The organism is Ruegeria sp. AG1 (assembly GCF_056541705.1).
Genome location: NZ_JBQFYU010000007.1, coordinates 282582 through 304893, shown reverse-complemented (window position 1 = coordinate 304893; position 22312 = coordinate 282582). Strand labels below are relative to the sequence as shown.

Genomic DNA, 22312 nt, shown 5'->3' with positions numbered 1-22312 from the left:
GGCGGGAGGGCTACCCGCGCGGCCTGATATCCTCGCCGAAAAAGATCAATGTCCCATCCTCGTCTATGACGTGAAACTCGCGTTGCTGATATGGCTGATCAAACGGGGGGCGCACACGTCCGTCGGGCAGATCTTCCAGACCCGGTTTGAGGCTATCATACAGCGCGTCAATCCCCTCGACGTCGATATAGAAAGACTGCTCTTCCCCCAGCAGCTTTCCATCGTCTCGCGGCGGGCATTCCAGGAGCCGAATGGCCCCCGGACCGCGTGAGAGAAACGCATAATTGTCCTGCCGAAACCCGCAGCTGAATCCCAAACGGTTGCAATAGAAATCAATCTGGTTCTGCAACGACGAACACAAAACAAACGGAGTGAGTTGCAATACACGCGCCATGCCAAAGCCCTCCCTGAATGGACCCTAGCCTACCTGTGCCGGCAACTCAGTCCAACAATTCATCGGCCCGGCGGCCCTCGCGCGCGTAGTGATGCGGCAGAACCCGACCATAGAGCTGACGTGTCCTCTCAACCCCGCCGCACATGCCTTCGGTGTCCACAAACGAGAAGATGCCAACATAGCGTTTGCGCGCGCCTTCAACCGGCGCAACTCGGTGCAGAGCATAGCGACCCTTAAATATTTGCAGATCACCGGGCTGCAGGTCGATCCGGTGAACGGCCTGCATATCGCCATCCAGAACTCTTCTTACCGCCGAAAAATTCTCATCCTCAGAACTGCGCAGATCCGGGGCATATTCAAACGCGCCGCCTGTCTCGGCGTTCTGAATGGCCAGAGTCACGGTGTAATTGTTGGTGTCGAAATGCCAGGGAAACCCCTGCCCCTCCTCCACGACATTGATGATGACATCCGCCAGCGGATCATCATAGCGAAAGAACCGATCCTCTGGCTCATCCAGCGCATCGCGAATGAAGGGCAGAAAGCCGTTGAACTCGTAGATGCGCCTCAAAGGTCCTGATCCGGGGAAATTGTCCGCGGGCACAAACGCATTTGACCGGTCATAGAACCGGCGCACCGGATGCCCGATCCCATAGCTTGGGTCGTCCTTGGTGAAATAGACATTCGTACGGTTGAAGGACCGATGAGCCTTGGGTGCGACGGCATCCGCCTCGGCAAGTAGCTGGTCCAACCCGGCCTCATGCACAAAGCCGGGCAGAACCGCGCAGCCGTCATGCTCAAGCTCTCGGCGCAGATCACCGATCAGTTGGCGGTACGCGGTCGAGTCCGGACGATCAATCGGATAGCGCCCCAAATCCACGAGTTCCTGCAGCAAGGCCGACCTCCTTATTTGCCCCTCTTAGCAATTAGCCTGCCGCAGCACATGGCGCGCTTCTGGTTCATTTCAGACATCGCGTTGGCGGATTTAGACAAGTCAGAAATCCGTCAAAACACCACGTGACCCCTTCTGCTTTACCGGAAATTCCCGACATGCGTCATTTTGCGCAACAAAATGTCGCAAAATTCATCAATCCGGTCATGAAATTCATACGATTGACTGTTGACGCTCCGTCGTGCCGAACATAATGTCCCCTGCAAGCTGATAAGGAGCCTCTGGCGATGAACACGCTAGTCGTAATCGTAGGAAACACGCGTATGGGCCGGTAACGGAAAACCACAATCGAACCCATGCGCCTCCGAAAAACTCGGGGGCTTTTTTTTGGCAAACGCAAGACACATGTCGCGAACGGAGCAAAGCAGATGACACGTGAGATGACCGGCGCAAAGATGGTGGTTCAGGCCCTCAAGGATCAGGGCGTGGACACAGTATTCGGATACCCCGGTGGCGCCGTCCTACCGATCTATGACGAGATCTTTCTGCAAAACGACATTCGCCACGTCCTGGTGCGGCATGAGCAAGGCGCGGTCCACGCGGCCGAAGGCTATGCCCGGTCGACTGGCAAACCCGGCGTTGCGCTGGTGACATCCGGCCCCGGCGCGACCAACGCGGTCACCGGTTTGACAGATGCGCTGCTCGACTCGATCCCGATTGTTGTTCTGACCGGTCAGGTGCCGACCTTCATGATCGGCTCGGACGCATTCCAAGAGGCCGACACCGTTGGCATCACCCGCCCCTGCACCAAGCATAACTGGCTGGTGAAGGACACGGATTCTCTGGCTGAAACCATGCATGAGGCGTTCCATGTCGCCACCTCGGGCCGTCCGGGTCCGGTGCTGATCGACATTCCAAAGGACGTGCAGTTTGCATCCGGAGACTATACTGGCCCCAAGACGTCGACCTCTCGCTATCAGCCTGTTCTGAAGGGCGATCTGGAAGAGATCACCGAACTGGTCGCTGCGATAGAGACCGCCAAAAAACCCGTTTTCTACACCGGCGGCGGCGTCATCAACTCGGGCCCCGCAGCCAGTCAATTGCTGCGTGAGCTGGTGGATGCGACTGGTTTTCCGATCACTTCGACCCTGATGGGCCTTGGCGCCTATCCGGCCTCGGGTGAGAACTGGTTGGGCATGCTGGGGATGCATGGTCTCTACGAGGCCAACCTGGCGATGCATGACTGTGACCTGATGATCAACATCGGCGCGCGGTTCGACGACCGGATTACCGGCCGTATCGACGCGTTCTCGCCGAACTCGAAAAAGGCGCATATCGACATCGATCCTTCGTCGATCAACAAGGTGATACGCGTCGACATCCCGATCGTCGGCGACGTCGCCCATGTGCTGGAAGATATCCTGAAGGTCTGGAAATCGCGCGGTCGCAAGACCGATGCGGCCTCGGTCGCCAAGTGGCAGGGGCAGATTGCCGAATGGCGCAAGGTCAACTGCCTCGCCTACACCAACAGCGAGAAGACGATCAAACCGCAATACGCGCTGCAACGCCTTGAAGAGCTGACGAAAAACCACGATCGCTACATCACGACCGAGGTTGGTCAGCACCAAATGTGGGCCGCGCAGTACCTTGGGTTCGAGGACCCCAACCGCTGGATGACATCAGGCGGTCTGGGCACGATGGGCTATGGCACCCCGGCTTCGATCGGTGTGCAGATGGCGCATCCCGACGCGCTGGTGATAAACGTCGCGGGTGAGGCCTCATGGCTGATGAACATGCAGGAAATGGGCACCGCAGTTCAGTATCGCCTGCCTGTGAAACAGTTCATCCTGAACAACGAACGCCTCGGCATGGTTCGCCAATGGCAGGAGCTGCTGCATGGTGAGCGCTACTCGCATTCGTGGTCCGAGGCCCTACCCGATTTCGTCAAACTCGCCGAGGCCTTCGGGGCCAAGGGTATCCTGTGTTCCGACCCAGCCGATCTGGACGACGCGATCATGGAGATGATCAACTACGACGGTCCGGTGATCTTTGACTGCCTTGTAGAAAAGCACGAGAACTGCTTCCCAATGATCCCGTCGGGCAAAGCCCATAACGAGATGCTGCTGGGCGAGGCCGAAACGCAGGGCGTGATCGATTCCAAAGGTTCGGTTCTGGTTTAACAACATTCGTCGGAATTGACCGGGCGCCCGACGCCCGGTTTTCGCAAGGTGATGAAAGGGACATAAATGTCTGCCCTACATATCAAAAAAGGCTCTACCCGCCATTCGGCCTATAACCTACGCCCGACTTTTTCGGACGTGCAGGAACGCCATACGATCGCGGTGCTGGTCGAGAACGAGCCGGGCGTTCTGGCCCGCGTGATCGGCCTGTTCTCGGGCCGTGGCTACAACATCGAAAGCCTGACGGTGGCCGAGGTCGACCACACTGGACACCTCAGCCGCATCACCATCGTAACCACTGGCACCCCGCAGGTGATCGAACAGATCAAAACACAGCTGGGCCGTATCGTGCCGGTTCACGAGGTCCATGACCTGACGGTCGAAGGCCCTTCGGTCGAGCGGGAACTGGCGATTATCAAGGTTGTTGGCGAAGGCGACAAGCGGGTCGAGGCGCTGCGTTTGGCCGATATCTTCCGCGCCAATGTGGTCGACAGCACGTTAAACTCGTTCATTTTCGAGATCACGGGCGCTCCCGACAAGATCGATGCTTTTGCTGACCTCATGCGCCCGCTGGGGCTGGTCGAAATCGCGAGAACTGGCGTGGCCGCCCTATTGCGCGGCGACTGACAACTACAGGGTCCCGGCAGGGCATCCCCGGGACCTTTCGCTTTTCACGAAAAGTATCTACTTGATACTTGGCACAAAAAAGCCTGCAAATTAACCGTAAAGATCACCCCGAACAGACAAATACCTATTGCCTTTACCCAACGTCGGATTAGCATCTCAGATGCAACGCGGCGTGGGGAAACGTTGCTTTGGGGTCATCTTTACGATTTCGGTCACACATCCGGTCTGCCGATCTGCACCGCTGTTTTCACGACTGAAACCGCCGATGCAGGGGGAACCGATGCCAGAGGATACGCGCAGCCCGGACGAACTTCGCGCCATGTTCGGTGCAAACCTAAGACGCTTGGCACGAGACTACCCTTCGATTTCAGCATTGTGCCGCGAACTGGGCATCAACCGAACTCAATTCAACAGATATCTTGCGGGCGAGAGCTTTCCGCGCGCGGATGTTCTGGACCGGATGTGTCGCTTCTTTGATGTAGATGCCCGTATCGTTCTCACCCCGCTTGACGACATCCCGGATGCCAATACGCATCATGTGAACGCCACGCTGACGCAATTCCTCGGCTCGGGCGCCCAGGCCACCCACGACTGCACCTTTCCGCCAGGGTTTTATGCGGCGACGGACACCCGGACGTCCATCGTTTTGCACGCCAAACGGCTGCCACAATGCACGTTGATCCGCGGCTTCACACCGCGCACCGCCATGCCCGGCAGCCCATCCATGGCACGAGAGGTGCGCGGTATAGCGAGCTGTTCCGGCGACTATGTCTACATGCTGATTTCCGGTCGTAACGGCCAGAACAGCCGGGTCTATGTGGTCAGCAAGAAAGATACCCTCTGGCAAGGCACAAGCTACACGCGCCCGGACAAAGACGACGCGCGCCCTGTGACCCTGACCCGGCTGGGGCAGGATGCAACAGATGCGCTTGGTGCTGCGCGCAAGCTGATAAGGGCCCACAGGCCCGACGAACAGCGCTAGCTCGGATCATCCTCGCAGATCAGGCGATACAGGTGCCAGCTTGCATGGCCTAAAAGCGGCAGCACCAGCAGCAACCCCAAGAACCATGGCACCATCGCGACAAACGTCAGCACGGCGATGAAAATGCCCCACCCGATCATGACCGGAAAGTTGTCCCTCACGTAGGAGAAGCTCTCGATCATTGCCGTCACGAAATCCAGCTCGCGGTCCAGCAGCATCGGGATGGACAGCACGGTGATCATGTAGAGGATCGTGGCAAAGACCGCCCCGACGGCCGACCCTACCGCCAGCATCATCAACCCGTTTACCGTCAGATACACTTCGAGCGAAGAGGATACGTTCGTCAACGTCGACAGTCCCATGAACAGGGCAAAGATCATATGGCCCAGAAAGAACCAAAACAGAAACATCACCACGATGATCGCGCAGATTGAGGGCAACTGACGGCGGCTCTGTTGCATCACGACCCCGAATATCGCTTTAAAATCAAGATCCTCCCCGGCCTCCAGGCGACGCGACACCTCATACAGCCCGACCGCCGCAAACGGTCCGATCAGAGGGAACCCGATCGCGGCGAGGACCAGCCAATAGCTTGTTCCCGACTGGAGCGTCACCCAGGCGATCGCCCAGCCCGCCAGCACATAAAACCCCGCAAATATCAAGCCGAACAGCGGCGCCTTGCGGAGGTCAACCCACGCCCGCCGCATCGCCTGTTTCAGCATCCCACTGTCAACAGGGCGCATCTGAGGCGCTCCGAAAGGTCTTTCCATCTGTTTCTCCTCCCCGTCTGGCCCTATCTCATCGCGGGCCTTTTCTGCGGCCATGTCGTCGCCTCGTGATACGCCGCACCCAAGGACAGCAGCCGCGCATCCGACCCTTTGGGCCCAAATAGCTGAAAGCCCATTGGCAGGCCTTCCGCTCCGAACCCCGCAGGCGCAGCCAGACAGGGCAAACCAATCAGGCTGACCGGCACTGTCACCTGCATCCAGCGATGATAGGTATCCATCGCCCGCCCCATGATCTCACGCGGATACGGCGTCTCGATATCGAAGGGCCAGACCTGTGCGGCCGGCAGAACCAAAGCATCATAGTCCTGAAACAGCTCAGCCGCCCGCCGGAACCACTCCGACCGGGTAACGCTGGCCTCATGCACCTGCATCGCGGATAGCGTCAGGCCACGCTCCAACTCCCACTGCGCGCTATCCTTCAAGGCGTCTAATTTGCCCTGCAACGGCTGCAATCCCGCCGCCACCGCCCAGGACCGCAGAGTAACCCAACTGTCCCACATCTTTTCCGCATCGAAGGGCGGAGACACATCTTCGACCACTGCGCCTTGGTCTTCGAAAACGCGTAGGGCATCGTGGCAAAGGTCCAGAATGCCGTCCTCAAACGGAAATGCGCCGCCCCAATCTCCCAACCACCCAATCCGCGCCCCGCGCAGATCAGCGGCTTGAACGGGACTCACGTGCCCGGCATCCGAGACCAAAGGTGACCGGGGATCAGCGCCCGAGATCACGTCGAGCAATAGCCCCAAATCCTCAGGGCTGCGCGCCATCGGACCCAGGGTCGATAACTGATGTAAAAACCCATCTCCAACGGGTTCCGATGGCACCCGCCCCCAGCTGGGGCGAAATCCGTAAACGTTGTTCCACGCGGCCGGGTTGCGCAGGCTTCCCATCATGTCAGAGCCGTCGGCCAACGCGACCATCCCGGTCGCCAACGCAACCGCCGCGCCACCGGATGACCCTCCACATGTGCGCGCCCCATTATAGGGGTTCCGGGTCGCGCCATAGACCGGGTTGAACGTGTGCGAGCCAAGCCCAAACTCGGGCGTGTTGGTCTTGCCAATCAAGATGGCCCCCGCCGCGCGCATCCGCGCTGCAATAAGATCGTCCTGTTCGGGCACAAAATCGCGAAACAGCGGCGATCCCTGCGACGATACGATCCCGGCGACATTAACCAGATCCTTCACCGCAATCGGCAACCCGTGCAGTGGCCCCCGATTGGGACCCGCATCCAGTGCCGCCGCCTCGGCCATCAGATCATCCGCATCGCGCAACGCCACAATCGCGTTGACCTTACCATTCACGGCCTCGATCCGCTCCAGCGTCGCAGCCATTACTTCGACCGCCGAAACAGCACCAGATGACAGCTGATCGACCAGCGCCTTTGCGGAAAGCTGAGTGACATCCATCCGGGTTTCAATCGCCTCGATCTGTTTGGTTCAAATCCAGCCTAGCCGCGCACCCCGACCAATAAAACCCATTGTTTAAATACATCTTTTCCCGAATGGCCAAGCACCACCCGGATCCCCTTCATCTGGCTAAAAACATCTCGGGGGAGTCGCGGCTTGCCGCGGCGGGGGCAGCGCCCCCTGCCCAGACTTAGTCGCCCTGCGCCTCGGACCGGCTTTTGCCCGCCACGTTCAACGCCAAAGTCGCCGCCATGAACCCATCCAGATCACCGTCCAACACACCTTTGGTGTCCGAGGTCTCATGATTGGTCCGCAGATCCTTCACCATCTGATAAGGCTGCAAGACGTAAGACCGGATCTGGTTGCCCCAGCCCGCATCTCCCTTGGCTTCATGCGCCGCGTTGATATCGGCGTTCCGACGATCCAGCTCTTGCTGGTAGAGACGCGATTTCAGCGCCTTCATGGCGATATCGCGGTTCTGGTGCTGCGACTTCTCGGATGAGGTCACAACGATCCCGGTCGGGATGTGCGTGATCCGCACAGCCGAGTCCGTGGTGTTCACGTGCTGACCGCCCGCACCCGAGGACCGATAGGTATCAATCCGAATATCGGCCGGGTTCACTTCGATCTCGATATTGTCATCGACCACGGGGTAAACCCAGACCGAGCTGAACGAGGTATGCCGCTTGGCCGCCGAGTCATATGGCGAGATTCGTACCAGACGATGCACACCACTTTCCGATTTCAGCCAGCCATAGGCATTGTGGCCGGAGATCTTATAGGCCGCCGACTTGATCCCGGCTTCCTCGCCCGCGGTCTCTGATTGCAGCTCGACCGTATAGCCCTTCTTTTCCGCCCAACGCACATACATCCGCGCCAGCATCGAGGCCCAGTCACAGCTCTCGGTCCCGCCCGCGCCCGAGTTGATCTCGAGGAAAGTATCGTTGCTGTCAGCCTCGCCATCGAGCAGAGCCTCCAGCTCTTTCTTGGCGGCTTTGTCCTTCAGAGACTTGATCGAGGCTTCGGCGTCCTGAACGACCTCTTCATCCTCTTCCATCTCGCCCAGCTCGATAAGCTCGATATTGTCGCTGAGATCGGTTTTGATGGACTCGTAGGTCTCGATCGCGTCGACCAGCATCTGCCGTTCGCGCATCAGTTTCTGCGCGTTCTCGGGGCTGTCCCACAAGTTCGGATCCTCAACCCGCGCATTGAATTCCTCAAGCCGATGGGGCGCGGTTTCATAGTCCATACGCTGCGCCAGCAGCTCTAGCGACTTTTCGATTTCCGCCACGATATTCTGGGTTTCGGCGCGCATGGTCTTGCCCCAACTTGGTCAAACAGGACTGCGTGATAGCAAGAGCGGAAGGCCACCACAAGACGGGCCAGACGGGATTACACGTCTGGCCGCTAGAGATTTACAAAGCGATCAGTAAAGGCCGCCGGTGCTCAAATCCCCTTGCGAGGCTTTGGGGCCAACAGTGACGGTGCTACCGGTCGAGGTCTGGACCTGAACGCCTGCGCGTTGCGCCTCTTCGAACAGAGGAAGGTCCGATCCGATGGCAAAGCCGCCGTCGTAAATCCGATCAATGAACCCATCCACCCCATCCCGGAAGAACTCGGCCACGACGTATTCGCCGGATGCATCCGCAGGCAGGCGCGCACCGCTGAAACGGTCGATCTTGATGAAGTGACCACCTTCGGGCACCTCGAATGGACCACCGCCGTATTTCTCAACGGCTTTTTCCATGAAGCTCTGGAAAACCGGCCCGCACATGGTGCCACCATAAGCCCCCCGGCCCATCGGACGCGGGCGATCATAGCCGATATAACAACCGGCCACGATGTTCGAGGTGAAGCCGATGAACCACGCATCCTTGGATTCGTTGGTCGTTCCGGTCTTACCTGCGGTCGGTACCGGCAGGTTGACATAGCGCGACGCCGTCCCGCGATCCACAACGCCCTTCATCATCGAGGTCAGCTGATAGGCGGTGATCGCATCCATGACCTGAGAGCGATTTGTTTCAATGGTCGGCGACTCGTTTGGCTCCAACCAGGTCGAGTTGCAATCGAGGCACTGCCGATCGTCATGGCGATAGATCGTCTTGCCAAAGCGGTCCTGAATCCGGTCGACCAGAGTAGGCTCGACCCGCTCACCGCCATTGGCGAACATCGCGTAAGCTGCAACCATTTTATACAGCGTGGTTTCTTCGGACCCGAGCGAGTTGGCCAGAAACGCACCCATTCGGTCATAGACACCAAACCGTTCCGCATAGCCCGCGACGACGGGCATCGTGACTTCTTGCGCCAGACGGATGGTCATCAGGTTCCGCGACTGTTCGATCCCGGTGCGCAGTGGCGTCGGGCCGTAGAATTTGTTCGACGAGTTTTTGGGGCGCCACAGGCCCTGAGGGGTATTCACCTCAATCGGAGCGTCAACAACGATCGTCGCAGGGCTGTAGCCACTGTCGAGCGCGGCCGCGTAAACGAACGGCTTGAACGAGGAGCCCGGCTGACGCTGCGCCTGCGTGGCGCGGTTGAACACAGTGTCCTGATACGAGAACCCGCCCTGCATCGCCAGAACGCGGCCCGAGTTCACATCCATCGCGACAAAGCCGCCCTGCACTTCGGGCACCTGACGGGCGGACCATTGGCCCTCTTCCCCGGCCATGACTAGGATCACATCGCCGCGTTTGAAATTATCGAAGAAGTTGCCCTGCATCCATTTGATGTCAGAGCGTGGGATGGTACCGTCGGCGGGGCCATCCTCAATACCGACGGTCAATTGTTGCTCGGCCACATCCAGCACAACAGCCGGGTACCATTGGGTCGGCAAAACGACGTCACGGGGGATCTCCATCTGCGCCAGCGCATCGCGCCATTGACCCTCATCCGCCAGCTGTTCTTCGGCGATCACCTCGCCCGTGCCACGCCATCTGCCACGTGACAGGTCGTATTTCTGTAATGCCTCACGCAGCGCACGCGCGGCCTCGACCTGCATTTCCTCGTCAACCGAAGCGCGCACGGTGAAACCACCCGTAAAGAACTCACCCTCACCAAAATCCTCGCTCAGCTGGCGGCGGATTTCGTCGGTGAAATAGTCACGTGGCGGCAGTGCGGTGCGGAAGCTTTCAAAATCCCCGTTCTGGACTGAACGCAGAGGCATCTCGACCTCGGCTTCATAGGTCGCCTGATCAATGTAACCGTTCTGGTTCATCTCGCGCAGAACATAGTTGCGGCGAGCCAGCAGGCGTTCCTTTTGGCGGACCGGGTGGTAGTCCGACGGCGCCTTGGGCATCGCGGCCAGCATCGCGGCCTCATGCGGGGCCAGTTCCTGCAGGGTCTTGTTGAAATAGGTCTGCGCCGCAGCGGTCACACCATAGGAGTTCTGACCCAGAAAGATCTCGTTCATGTAAAGCTCGAGGATCTGTTCCTTGTCGAGCGTATCCTCAAGCCGGGTGGCGAGGATGATTTCCTTGATCTTGCGCTCGGCCCGACGGTCGCCCGACAGCAGGAAGTTCTTCATCACCTGCTGCGTGATGGTCGAGGCACCGCGAACAGTTTCACCTTTGGTGCGTACAGCTTCGACACCAGCAGCGATGATGCCGCGCGGGTCATAGCCCTGATGGGTGTAGAAATTCTTGTCTTCCGCAGAAATGAAGGCCTGTTTCACCAGGTCGGGGATTTCCTCGGACGGGGTGAACAGACGACGTTCCTGGGCGAATTCGTCGATCAACTGACCCTCGCCGGAATAGATCCGGCTGATCGTGGGCGGCTTGTACTGTGCCAGCGACTCGTGGCTGGGCAGGTCGCGGCCATACATCCAGAAGACCGCGCCGATCACCAGCGCAACCATGAAGATACCCAAAGTCACGAGGCTGAAAACTGCCCCGAAAATCGATAGAATGAACCGGATCACGTCACTGCCTTTTTTTCGCGCTGTCGCCTATATAGGGATGCCAAGCCCGAGGGTCAAAACCACAAGCGCATTCTAGCCGTTTTGCGTCGTCAGGTCACTGTCCAATCAGGGACCGTCTGATCACATCTTGCTGCCGCCAGTCCTCGAGCCCCTGATAAATCCCCAGCGCCATTTTGGCGCGCCATTCGGGATCTTTGATGTTTTTCAAGTCTCTGGGGCTGGAAAGAAACCCAAGTTCGACCAGAACGGACGGTATGTCTGCCGCCTTCAGCACCGAAAACGATGCGGTGCGCAGCGGTTTACGATTCATCGGCCCGCCCTGTTGCGCCATGCCATTGGCAATCGCGCCAGCAAGTGATGTGGTGCGGGGTTTGGTCTCCTGCCGCGCCATGTCCAGCAACACATCGGTGACCTGATCATCGGCGCCGTTCAGGTCGACCCCGGACAAAAGATCGCCCCGATCATGACGTTCGGCCAGTTTGACGCTGGCCACGTCCGAGGCATCCTCGGACAAGGTATAGACCGCCGCGCCGTGGGCCTGCCCGTCGGAGAGGGAATCGGCATGCAGCGAGATAAACACATCTGCGCTCGCCCTGTGCGCCAGAGCGATACGACGTTCCAGCGAGACGAACTGATCCTCGACCCGCGTCAGCACCACCTCGTAACCACCTGACCTTAATAGTAATTCACGTAGTTCACGCGCGAAGGTCAGCATCATGGTTTTCTCGTCAATGCCACCGAATTCAGCGCCCGGGTCGATACCGCCATGGCCGGGGTCCAGCATCACCCGCATGACCTGCGCCACATTGCGCGGGACCTCGGACGTGGTGACGGCGGGTTCTGGAAGATCCCAGCCGTGGTTCTGCGGCACGCCAGCGGACGCGTTGAACGAGTCAAAATCGGTACCGACCAATTGAAGGGTCAACAGCGCCGCGCCCGAGGCCTCATCCAACCGCAACTCGGCCGTATCCACCGCCATAGGCGCCCCCAGTTCCAGCACCATGCGGGACCATCCGGGGACATACGCCCCGAACTTCACGCCACTGATCCGGTCGGTTTGCAGAAATTCTTCGGCGTTGAGGCCGGTCCAGTCGACCTCCTGAAAGTCGAGAACCATGCGGTAGGGATCGCGCAGCGTGAAAATGCGGTAAGGCACCCCCTGACTGACGCCAAGGTCGACCTGAACCGCCGTGCGACCGGAATCGATGATGCGGCTTTGGTCCGGCTGCACGCGCGCCAACGCAGTGAAGTCCTGCGCCAATGCGGCACCGGACAGCGCCCAGATCAGCGCGATGCAATAGAAAATCCTGCTCATGGCCTCAAGTTTTCCCGAGATCGTTTGAGCGTGACCCTAGCGCATCCGCCCCCTCTTGTGAACGCTTTACACCGGCTGCAACGCGCCGCGTTCGGCCATGAAGCTGCGCAGACGCTCTAACCCGTCCTGAATATCGGCAGTGGCCCTTGCGTAGGAGAATCGCAGGGTCGTATGTCCGCGCTCAGGATCGAAGTCCAAACCGGGCGTGACGGCGACACCGGCCTTTTCCAGAATCTCGGCTGCAAAGGCGCGGCTGTCATCTGTCAGGTCAGAGACATCGGCATAGACGTAGAATGCCCCGTCAGGTGGCGCGATATTCGTGAAACCGGCTTTTGGCAGCCCTACGAGCATCAGCTCGCGGTTGCGGCGGTAAACATCGAGATTGGCCTGCAGCTCCTCATCGCAATCCATCGCGGCCAAGGCGGCGACTTGGCTGGCATGGGGCGCGCAAATGAACATGTTCTGGGCGATCCGCTCAACCACTCGGACCTGATCCTCGGGAACGACCATCCAACCGACGCGCCAACCGGTCATCGAGAAATATTTCGAGAACGAGTTGATCACATAGCACTCATCCGTCAGCTCCAGCGCAGTGACGGCTTTGGCCTCATATTCCAGCCCGTGGTAGATCTCGTCGCTGATGAAAGAGGCACCCTGCCCCTGCGCGGCGTCGATCAACGCGCCCATTGAGGCATGATCCAACATAGTGCCGGTCGGGTTGGCGGGGGACGCGACCATCAGGCCCTGAAGATCAAGTCCGGCAAAATCCGAAGGCACCGGTTGCAGCCGATTCTCGGGCAAGGTCGGCAGGTCGATGGGCACCAGCCCAAGCGCCTTGAGGATCTGACGGTAGGACGGATAGCCCGGCGCGCCGATCCCCACGCGATCCCCGCTGTCGAACAGCGCAGTAAAGGCCAGCAAGAACCCGCCGGAAGACCCCGGTGTCACCACCACCCGTTCGGGGTTCAGATCGACATTGTACCACTCGCCATACATCTGCGCGATCCGCTGGCGCAGAGCGGGCAGGCCAAGCGCGACGGTATAACCCAACGGGCCTTGCTCCATTGCCTTGGCGAGGGCTTCGGTCGCGCCTTTCGGGGCGCCGGTTCCGGGCTGGCCGACCTCCATATGAATGATGTGGCGTCCGGCCTCTTCGGCTTTGCGCGCGGCCTCCATCACGTCCATCACAATAAACGGATCGACCCCGGACCGGGTTGAGTTTCTCATGCCCATCTCCCATGTTGCAGCCATGGCTTTTGAACGCGTATCCCGGCTGGCGTCAATCCCGGCCCTGATACTTGCGGCCGTCCTTTGGCTGACGGCGGCAGCGCAGAGCCACGCCCAAAGCCTGATCCGCGATCCCGATATCGAGTTCGGCCTGCGCGAACTGGCCTTTCCAGTGCTGCGTGCCGCCGGGCTAAGTACCAATCAGGTGCGTATTCTGGTGGTCAACGACAACACCTTCAACGCCTTCGTGATCGACTACAACGCGATCTACCTGAATTACGGCCTGATCCTGTCGGTCGACAGCCCCGAGATGCTGCAAGCCGTCATCGCCCACGAGGCCGCCCATATCGCCAACGGTCATCTGGCACGCCGTCATCAAAACCTGCAGGACGCGCAGCGCAAGGCCAGCCTAGGCACGGCGCTTGCTCTGATCGCAGCCGCTGCGGGCGGAGGGGAAGCCGCTGCCGGGATTGCAGCCGGCACGCAAGGCGCGGCCCTTCGCGGCTTTCTGGGGCACACACGGGCCGAGGAAGCCTCGGCCGATCGCAGCGCGGCCAGCTATCTGCGGTGGGCTGGCATCTCACCCAAGGGGATGGTCGCGATCCACCGCAAATTCGCAGGTCAGGAGTTGCTGAGCACGGCCAATCAAGACCCCTATATGCGCTCGCACCCCTCCAGCCGGGACCGCTTGCGCGCGGCTGAGGCGTTTCTGGACGAGTTCGGCGATCAGACCCAACCCAATGAAACCGCCGACTATTGGTTTGCACGGGTGAAGGGCAAGCTCTCGGCCTTTCTGCGCTCTCCGAGTTGGACAATGCGCCGCGCGAAAGAGGAAACGGCGTACGATATCAGAATGATGCGCGAGGCGTCGGCCCATCACCAGAACCGCGATCTGGCCCGCGCGCGTGCAGCGATAGATGAAGCCTTGAAAATTCGGCCCGAGGATCCCTTCTACTATGAACTGAAAGGGCAAATCCTTCTGGAAAACAGGCAATTATCCGAGGCTGTTAATGCTTATGCCCAAGCGGTTGAAATGGCACCTCACGATGCGTTGATCCTTGCCGGGTACGGACGAGCGCTGCTGCTACAAGGCCAGACCAACACGGCGTTGGAGGCGCTGGAGAAAGCCCGCGCCCGCGACTATCGCAACGCGCGGCTGATGCGAGATTTGGGAGTGGCCTATTCCAAAGTGGGCAATAACGGGATGGCCTCGACCGTCACCGCAGAACGATACGCCTTGCAGGGCCGATTGGCTGATGCAGGCATTCACGCAAGACGGGCCATCGGGCAACTTCCCGAAGGCTCACCGGGTTGGCAAAGGGCACAAGATGTGTTGATTGCCTCGAAACGCGCAGAGAAAGCGAAAAGGAAACGCAAATGATCCTGAAACATGCAGCCCCCGCCCTTTTGGGGCTTTCCCTGATATCGACTTCGGCGCAGGCGCTGGACCTCAACGCGCTCAGCGACGCCGAAAAGGCCGAGTTCGGAGCGCAGGTGCGCGAGTATCTGCTGGAAAACCCCGAAGTGATCATCGAAGCGATCACCATTCTGGAGGAGCGCAACGCAGCGACCCAGGAGCAGGCCGACCGCGATCTGGTCGCCTCGAACGCGGATGAGCTGTTCAATGACGGCTATAGCTGGGTGGGTGGCAATCCGGATGGCGACATCACCCTGGTCGAGTTCATGGACTACCGTTGCGGCTATTGCCGCCGCGCCGTGCCCGAGGTGGCCAGCCTGTTGGCCGAAGACGGCAATATCCGTCTTGTGATCAAAGAGTTCCCGATTCTGGGCGATGCCTCGGTTCTGTCCTCGCGTTTTGCCGTGGCGACCAAACATGTCGCCGGGGATGACGCCTATAAACAGGTCCACGACGCCCTTATGGAATTCAGCGGAGAACCCAGCGAAGTGACCTTGCGCCGTATCTCAGACGGGCTTGGGCTGGATAGCGACGCCATCATCGCCGCGATGGACAGCAACCAGGTCACCGAAGAGATCACCCGCACCCGAGAGCTGGCACAACGCATGCAGATCACCGGCACGCCCTCTTTCGTTCTAGGCACCGAAATGCTGCGCGGCTTCCTACCAGCGGATCAGATGCAGCAGATCGCAGACGGCGTGCGAGCTGAACAAGGGTAAGTCTTTGGGGCGGCCCTGCCGCCCCATACGCACGGGCGCGATGTCCCGGGAAACACAAAAGATCTCAAAGCATTACTGCCGCAAAAGTCGGCTTTGAGCCCAAAGCACAAAAAACGTCACTTGGCGTCAGAACGGTGTGTCCCGTTCGTGTCCAACAGTACATCTGCTTCGGCAGCTGGAGCATTTTTCCCTAAGCCTTCATACATTCAAAATTAAAGATGTATTTCGCTGGACGTTTCGAACAGACTCGTGAATTAATAGTCTCAACAGCTTCGAAATGCTGAACAGTTTGTTAAATTGGGCGTGTGAAGGGGAACACAATGCTACGCAGAAACGTACTAACGACGCTTGCCTCGGTTTTGCTAGTCTCGGCTTGCGGAACTACACCGCCGTCCACGAATACTGCCGCAGGCGCGCCCGGACGAACCATTCCGCAACCGCAAGCGGGTCAAGGTCTGATCGTCTTTTTCCGACCGAGTAGTGCGGCAGGTAGTGCGCTCAGGCTGCCACTCACATTGAACGGGAATTCTGTTGGAAACCTAGCGAATGGATCGGTGATCACGCAGAACGTATCCCCTGGGCAATACACAATCGTGGCCACGGCGCCTTCCGTATCAGGCACTTCTCAAATCAACACAAACGTGGCTGCAGGGCAAACCGTGTTCATTAAGGGTGAAACCCTTTGGGGCTGGCCCGCTGGACGCGCAAGCGTGGCAATCGTTGGTGAGGAGCAAGCAAGACGCGAAATTGCAAGAATGTAGATCGCTTAGCCCAAGGCGTTTGCCCGCATTGTCAGGTTTTCCGGGGTAACGCTCTGTATCATTTGCTTTGTCCGCAGAGCGGTCCAATCGAACTCAGCGCGTTACGTTTGTATTCTGGTGACGCTACTCCGCCGCATCCAGTTCAGAGGCCTTTTTCTCGACCTCTTCCACGATATGATCGATCATCTGATCGTTCGACATCTTGTGGCTGGCCTTGCCCGCCAGATAGACCATGCCCGACCCTGCTCCGCCGCCAGTGAAGCCGACATCGGTCATCAGCGCCTCTCCCGGTCCGTTGACTACGCAACCGATGATCGACAGAGACATCGGCGTCTTGATGTGTTCCAGGCGGTGCTCCAGCGCCTCGACGGTTTTGATCACGTCAAATCCCTGACGCGCGCAGGACGGGCATGAGATGATGTTGACGCCGCGATGGCGTAGGCCCAGGGATTTCAGGATTTCAAAGCCAACCTTGACCTCTTCGACCGGGTCGGCAGACAGGCTGACGCGGATCGTATCTCCGATCCCCATCCACAGCAGGTTGCCTAGACCGATGGCGGATTTGATGGTGCCGCTGACCAACCCTCCGGCCTCGGTGATCCCAAGGTGTATCGGGGCATCGGTGGCCTCGGCAATGCCTTGGTAGGCCGCCGCCGATAGGAAGACGTCGCTGGCCTTCACGCTGATCTTGAATTCGTGGAAATCATTGTCCTGCAGAATGCGGATATGTTCCAACCCGCTCTCAACCATCGCCTCGGGACAGGGTTCGCCGTATTTCTCAAGCAGGTGCCGCTCTAACGAGCCTGCATTCACACCGATCCGAATCGAGCAATTGTGGTCCCTTGCGGCCTTGATGACCTCTTTCACGCGTTGTTCGTTGCCGATATTGCCCGGATTGATCCGCAGACAGGCCGCGCCGGCCTCTGCCGCTTCGATTCCACGACGATAGTGAAAATGAATGTCAGCCACGATGGGCACCGGGCTTTCGCGCACGATCTCTTTCAGCGCCTTGGCCGAGTCCTCATCCGGAACGGAAACCCGCACGATATCAGCTCCGGCCTCAGCCGCGGCCTGAACCTGCGCGACCGTTGCCGCCACATCAGTGGTCAGGGTGTTGGTCATGGTCTGAACAGCAATTGGAGCATCGCCGCCGACCGGCACGTTGCCGACCATGATCTGGCGGGATTTACGGCGGTAGATATCGCGCCAGGGACGTACGTGGTTGAGCGACATGAAGAGTGGTCCGCATCTGCTTAGGTTGCCTCATAGATAGTTCGGCAACCGGACTAGAGCAATGGCAAGACTATTCGGCAGGCTCGTCGGTTACTTGCGTCTGAAGCTCGGCAACCAATTGCTTGAGGGCACTGTTCTGTTCAGCCTCGAGATCGGCGACGGCATAGGTCTCAGCTACTGCGTCCTTGGACAGGACGACGCCTTTCGCAACGGTACCCGGTGCACCAACCGGACCGAAATGCTCACCATTCATCGAAAAGAACACCGAACCCGACGCCCCGGCCCGCAACAGAGGAGGTTCTTCGGTCAGCGGCACTTCGAACACGCTGCCCTGTTCTACCGTGCCGAGCGTACCTTCGAAGATCACGCTGCCATCGGCGGCCGTGACGCGCATCCACGCAGGGTTCACGGCGACAATCTTCAACGTCGTATCCAGCTGCTCGACCACCTGCGGCAAGGCCGGGCGTTCAACTGTGTGCAGTTCGGCCACCTGAACCTCGGGCAGTTCCGGCGGACGGAAAGTGCCGACGGTCCGTGGGTCAAGCGTGGAAATCGGAGCATCCCGCGCGACCATCACCGGAACATCCAGCGCTTGCGGGCGATAGAGGCGATCCAGTGCTTCGGTCGAAGCGGTCTCGACGGTTTCAGTGCTACGCGCCGCATCAAGGGGGTCGAGGTCCGACAGAACAACAGGTGCTTGCTCAACCGGGCTGACCTGCACCTGCTGGATCTTGTTCAGCACGGCCCAGCCGCCATAGCCAATACCGCCGATGACGGCCAGCAACACTAGGGACGAGCCAATCGCGCGCGGTTCAACCTGACTGACGAAGGATTCTTTGCCGGGGATATAAGGCGTGTTCGGAGACACAAACGGATCCCGCCCCATCGGGCCACGGGCCGGAAGATCTCCGGTCGGTTTGCGCACGACCGATGCCTCGGCGGACATGCCATGCGCGACCTCAAAGCCGCTTTCCTTGCAGAAGGCGGCGAAGGTCTCATCCGGGTTCATGCCCAGATACCGGGCGTAAGAACGCACATATCCGGCGATGAAGCCGGGTGTATCAAACGCGTCAGGATCGGCGTTTTCTATGGCAGCGATGTAGTTGGCTTTGATCCGCAGCTCGCGCTGAACATCCAGAAGGGATTTGCCCATGGTGGCGCGCTCGCCGCGCATCTGATCACCAAGCCGTACTTCGTAGTCGTCAAACCCCTTTGGTCTGACTTCTAAACCTTCTTCGGAATCGCGCTGTGATCTGCGCCCAATCATTCCTGCCGCCCCATTTTGCCCGTCGCGTGTTTCACGCTAATGGCGAATCGTCCCCATAACGATTCGTCCACTTATTTTGTTAGCGTAAGCTTAACACGCGGCAAACACGTTGCACACTTTAGCGTGAGGTTAACCGGCAAGTTCGGCGCGATTTAGCGCACAATGTGACCAAAGTTCGTCCATCGCCTGAACCAGACGGTTCATCTCACCTGGTCCATGGACCGGAGATGGGGTGAAGCGCAGGCGCTCTGTACCACGTGGAACCGTCGGGAAATTGATCGGTTGCACATAGATACCGTGATCGTCCAGCAACCGGTCGCTCAGGATTTTGGTATGGACCGGGTTTCCGACAATAACAGGTACGATATGGCTGCCATGGTCGATCAGCGGCAGGCCCAAGCCTTTCAGGCGTAGCTTCAGGATTTTGGCCTGTGTCTGATGCTGCTCGCGCAGTTCCGGTGTCACTTTCAGATGCGCGACCGAGGCCGCCGCACCAGCCGAAACAGCTGGCGGCAGAGAGGTGGTAAAGATGAACCCCGGCGCGTAGGAACGCACGGCGTCGCACATCTTTTCGCTGGCGGCGATATAGCCCCCCATCACGCCATAGGCTTTGGCCAGAGTGCCATTGATGATGTCAATGCGATGCGCCAGACGGTCACGCTCGGTCACACCACCGCCGCGCGGGCCGTACATGCCAACAGCATGGACCTCGTCGATATAGGTCAAAGCACCGAATTCATCGGCCAAATCGCAAATCTCTTCGATCGGGCCAAAGTCACCGTCCATGGAGTAGACCGACTCAAAGGCGATCAGCTTGGGGGCGTTGGGGTCGTCTGCCTCAAGCAGTTCGCGCAGGTGGGCGACGTCATTGTGGCGGAAGATGCGCTTGGCGCCGCCATTGCGCCGCACGCCTTCGATCATCGAGGCATGGTTCAGCGCGTCCGAATATATGATCAGACCGGGGAACAGTTTCGGCAAGGTCGAAAGCGTCGCGTCATTGGCGATATAGGCGCTGGTGAACAGCAGGGCGGACTCTTTGCCGTGCAGATCGGCCAACTCAGCCTCAAGACGCTTGTGATAAACAGTCGTGCCCGAGATGTTGCGCGTCCCGCCCGAGCCGGCACCGGCCGCATCGACGGCTTCATGCATTGCGTTCAGGACAACTGGGTGCTGGCCCATGCCAAGGTAGTCATTGCCGCACCACACAGTAATGTTCTGTTGCGTTCCATCGGGACGGGTCCGAACGGCATGCGGGAAGTGCCCGTTGCGGCGTTCGATATCGATAAAGGTCCGGTAACGTCCTTCGTCATGCAGCCTGGCAATCGCTGAATCGAGCTGAGCAGTATAGTCCAACGGACCCTCCTTGATCGCCTCGGGTAAACCCCTCACCCAAAGCCTGTATTCCGCCACCTTACAGGACATTGCCCCTAAAGCAGCTTTGTGTTCGCACGTTCGGCCAGTCTAAAGCCGTTCGTCAGAACCCAACTTTGATTTGCATCAAATATAAGCTTCACAGCCGCGCAGCAAGTAAACTTACGTCTAAAAGACGCGGGGAAACGACGCAGGTATAGAAGCTTAACTTCGGCCACTCACTACGGGGCTCGTGCTGCGCACTCTGCTCTGGACGGCAGCGCCAACACTGATAGGGTTCGCGCAAATCATTCCCAAGCAGGAGCCCTGTTATGTCGCTAGACGCCGTGCTGAGCCGGATCGACTCTGATCTGCAAACCTCGATCGAACGCCTGATGGAGCTGTTGCGCATCCAATCGATCTCAACCGATCCTGCCTACAAAGCGGATGTCGACAAGGCTGCCGACTGGCTGGTCTCAGACCTGCAGAGCATTGGGATTGCAGCAGAAAAGCGCGAAACACCCGGTCACCCGATGGTCGTGGGTCATGTAGGTGAGGGTAACGAAGGCCCGCATGTGCTGTTCTATGGGCACTACGATGTGCAACCCGTCGACCCTCTGAACCTGTGGAACCGCGATCCGTTCGACCCCGCGATTGAAGACACTGAAAATGGACCCGTCATCCGTGGCCGCGGATCATCCGACGACAAGGGCCAGCTTATGACCTTTGTCGAGGCCTGCCGTGCCTGGAAAGCTATCCACGGCACTCTGCCCTGCCACATCACCTTTTTCTTCGAAGGCGAAGAGGAATCAGGCTCGCCGTCGCTGGTGCCGTTCCTCGAAGCAAACAAAGACGAATTGCAGGCCGATCTGGCCCTGGTTTGCGACACCTCAATGGTGTCACGCGGAGTGCCTTCGATTGCCTCGCAATTGCGCGGCATGCTGAAGGATGAGTTCACCATCGTCGGCCCCCGCATCGACCTGCATTCCGGCCACTACGGCGGCCCCGGTCTGAACCCGCTGCGCGAATTGTCCAAGATCGTAGCCTCTTTCTATGACGACGAGACCGGACGGGTCGCTGTCGAAGGTTTCTACGAAGGTGTTCACGAGGTCCCGGCAGATCAGCTGCGCCAGTGGGAGAACTGCGGCTTCGACGAAGCCGAATACTTGAACTCGGTGGGATATAGCCAACCGCATGGCGAAAAAGGCTATTCCACGCTGGAACAGCAATGGGCACGCCCCACGCTTGAGGTCAACGGGCTTTGGGGAGGCTACAACGGCGCCGGATCAAAAACGGTGATCCCTTCGGAAGCTCACTGCAAAATCACCTGCCGCCTTGTCGGCGACATGGACCCCGACACCTTGCGCGACAAAATCCGCAAACATGTAGAAGAGCACCTGTCCCCGGATGCCAAAGTTGTCTGGGACAATGACCTCGAAGGGTCCCCAGCCTCGGTCATGAATCTGGATCGCCCTGAATTCGAAGCGGCCCGCGCTGCGCTGTCTAACGAATGGGGCCGCGAGGCCGTGTTCACCGGAATGGGCGGCTCGATCCCGGTCGTTGGGTATTTCGACACCGTTCTGGGACTGGATTCGATGCTGGTCGGCTACGCCAATGACGACGATGCCATCCACTCTCCGAACGAGAAATACGATGTCAAAAGCTTCCACAAGGGCATCCGCTCCTGGGCCCGCATTCTGGATGCTTTGAATTCATAGGAGTCTATTGCGAGGCTCTGCCTCGCGCTCCGGGATATTTTCGGCCAGATGAAGGACGGATCCCATGCTTCATCTGGCTATAAATATCCCGGGGGAGTCGCGGCTTGCCGCGGCGGGGGCAGC

The 22312-nt window shown here is 59.0% G+C and carries 18 protein-coding genes; 7 read left to right on the top strand and 11 right to left on the bottom strand.

Features of this window, described 5'->3' with window-relative positions:
- Positions 1–10 precede the first annotated feature (10 nt).
- Both ACR0B5_RS13235 and ACR0B5_RS13230 read right to left on the bottom strand, forming a co-directional pair.
- Complete coding sequence (locus ACR0B5_RS13235; RefSeq protein WP_480541002.1) at positions 11–394, bottom strand: bleomycin resistance protein; 384 nt, start codon at positions 392–394, stop codon at positions 11–13.
- Positions 395–440: 46 nt separating this feature from the next.
- The gene (locus tag ACR0B5_RS13230; RefSeq protein WP_480541000.1) at positions 441–1286 is read right to left on the bottom strand and encodes a HalD/BesD family halogenase; all 846 of its coding nucleotides are present in this window, start codon (positions 1284–1286) and stop codon (positions 441–443) included.
- A gap of 425 nt (positions 1287–1711) precedes the next feature.
- Here ACR0B5_RS13230 and ACR0B5_RS13225 point away from each other — a divergent pair, with 425 nt between their 5' ends.
- From ACR0B5_RS13225 to ACR0B5_RS13215, 3 genes are all read left to right on the top strand, one after another.
- Positions 1712–3463, top strand: a complete 1752-nt coding sequence (locus ACR0B5_RS13225; protein WP_480540998.1) for an acetolactate synthase 3 large subunit — start codon at positions 1712–1714, stop codon at positions 3461–3463.
- Positions 3464–3529: 66 nt separating this feature from the next.
- A complete protein-coding gene (gene ilvN, locus ACR0B5_RS13220; RefSeq protein WP_170373979.1) occupies positions 3530–4090 on the top strand; it encodes an acetolactate synthase small subunit in 561 nt (186 codons plus the stop codon).
- A 280-nt stretch (positions 4091–4370) separates the two neighbouring features.
- Positions 4371–5072 carry a helix-turn-helix domain-containing protein gene (locus ACR0B5_RS13215; RefSeq protein ID WP_480540996.1) on the top strand — a complete coding sequence of 234 codons (702 nt, stop codon included), beginning with the start codon at positions 4371–4373 and terminating at the stop codon, positions 5070–5072.
- On the opposite strand, the gene ACR0B5_RS13210 is transcribed toward ACR0B5_RS13215, so the two are convergent.
- From ACR0B5_RS13210 to ACR0B5_RS13185, 6 genes are all read right to left on the bottom strand, one after another.
- On the bottom strand, positions 5069–5842 hold the full coding sequence (locus tag ACR0B5_RS13210; protein ID WP_480540994.1) for a DUF2189 domain-containing protein: 774 nt from the start codon (positions 5840–5842) through the stop codon (positions 5069–5071). The two genes, ACR0B5_RS13215 and ACR0B5_RS13210, sit on opposite strands and share 4 nt — an antisense overlap.
- A gap of 23 nt (positions 5843–5865) precedes the next feature.
- Complete coding sequence (locus ACR0B5_RS13205; protein WP_480540992.1) at positions 5866–7266, bottom strand: amidase; 1401 nt, start codon at positions 7264–7266, stop codon at positions 5866–5868.
- 190 nt (positions 7267–7456) lie between these two features.
- Positions 7457–8581, bottom strand: a complete 1125-nt coding sequence (gene prfB / locus ACR0B5_RS13200; RefSeq protein WP_170373982.1) for a peptide chain release factor 2 — start codon at positions 8579–8581, stop codon at positions 7457–7459.
- Between the two features lie 111 nt (positions 8582–8692).
- Positions 8693–11182 (bottom strand): penicillin-binding protein 1A, encoded by a 2490-nt coding sequence (locus ACR0B5_RS13195; protein WP_480540990.1) that lies wholly within the window; start codon positions 11180–11182, stop codon positions 8693–8695.
- 94 nt (positions 11183–11276) lie between these two features.
- Positions 11277–12497 (bottom strand): N-acetylmuramoyl-L-alanine amidase, encoded by a 1221-nt coding sequence (locus ACR0B5_RS13190; RefSeq protein ID WP_480540988.1) that lies wholly within the window; start codon positions 12495–12497, stop codon positions 11277–11279.
- A 66-nt stretch (positions 12498–12563) separates the two neighbouring features.
- The gene (locus tag ACR0B5_RS13185; protein ID WP_480540986.1) at positions 12564–13724 is read right to left on the bottom strand and encodes a pyridoxal phosphate-dependent aminotransferase; all 1161 of its coding nucleotides are present in this window, start codon (positions 13722–13724) and stop codon (positions 12564–12566) included.
- On the opposite strand from ACR0B5_RS13185, the gene ACR0B5_RS13180 reads away from it, so the two are divergent.
- The 3 genes from ACR0B5_RS13180 (at position 13723) to ACR0B5_RS13170 (ending at position 16621) form a co-directional block, all read left to right on the top strand.
- Positions 13723–15105 carry a M48 family metalloprotease gene (locus tag ACR0B5_RS13180; protein WP_480540984.1) on the top strand — a complete coding sequence of 461 codons (1383 nt, stop codon included), beginning with the start codon at positions 13723–13725 and terminating at the stop codon, positions 15103–15105. The genes ACR0B5_RS13185 and ACR0B5_RS13180 overlap by 2 nt on opposite strands.
- Positions 15102–15860, top strand: coding sequence for a DsbA family protein (locus tag ACR0B5_RS13175; RefSeq protein WP_170373987.1), 759 nt, complete (start codon positions 15102–15104; stop codon positions 15858–15860). The genes ACR0B5_RS13180 and ACR0B5_RS13175 overlap by 4 nt, the downstream gene beginning before the upstream one ends.
- Positions 15861–16180: 320 nt before the next feature.
- Positions 16181–16621 carry a DUF2846 domain-containing protein gene (locus ACR0B5_RS13170; protein ID WP_480540982.1) on the top strand — a complete coding sequence of 147 codons (441 nt, stop codon included), beginning with the start codon at positions 16181–16183 and terminating at the stop codon, positions 16619–16621.
- A gap of 123 nt (positions 16622–16744) precedes the next feature.
- Here ACR0B5_RS13170 and ispG read toward each other — a convergent pair whose 3' ends face one another.
- The 3 genes from ispG to hemA all read right to left on the bottom strand — a co-directional run bounded on the left by ispG (position 16745) and on the right by hemA (position 20474).
- Positions 16745–17854, bottom strand: coding sequence for a flavodoxin-dependent (E)-4-hydroxy-3-methylbut-2-enyl-diphosphate synthase (gene ispG / locus ACR0B5_RS13165; protein WP_425082989.1), 1110 nt, complete (start codon positions 17852–17854; stop codon positions 16745–16747).
- A gap of 70 nt (positions 17855–17924) precedes the next feature.
- Positions 17925–19121 (bottom strand): helix-turn-helix domain-containing protein, encoded by a 1197-nt coding sequence (locus tag ACR0B5_RS13160; protein ID WP_480540980.1) that lies wholly within the window; start codon positions 19119–19121, stop codon positions 17925–17927.
- Positions 19122–19250: 129 nt separating this feature from the next.
- Positions 19251–20474: a 5-aminolevulinate synthase gene (gene hemA, locus ACR0B5_RS13155; protein ID WP_480540978.1), complete on the bottom strand. Its 1224-nt coding sequence runs from the start codon at positions 20472–20474 to the stop codon at positions 19251–19253.
- A 329-nt stretch (positions 20475–20803) separates the two neighbouring features.
- Between hemA and ACR0B5_RS13150 the strand changes: the two genes are divergently transcribed.
- Positions 20804–22189 (top strand): dipeptidase, encoded by a 1386-nt coding sequence (locus tag ACR0B5_RS13150; protein WP_480540976.1) that lies wholly within the window; start codon positions 20804–20806, stop codon positions 22187–22189.
- Positions 22190–22312 lie beyond the last annotated feature (123 nt).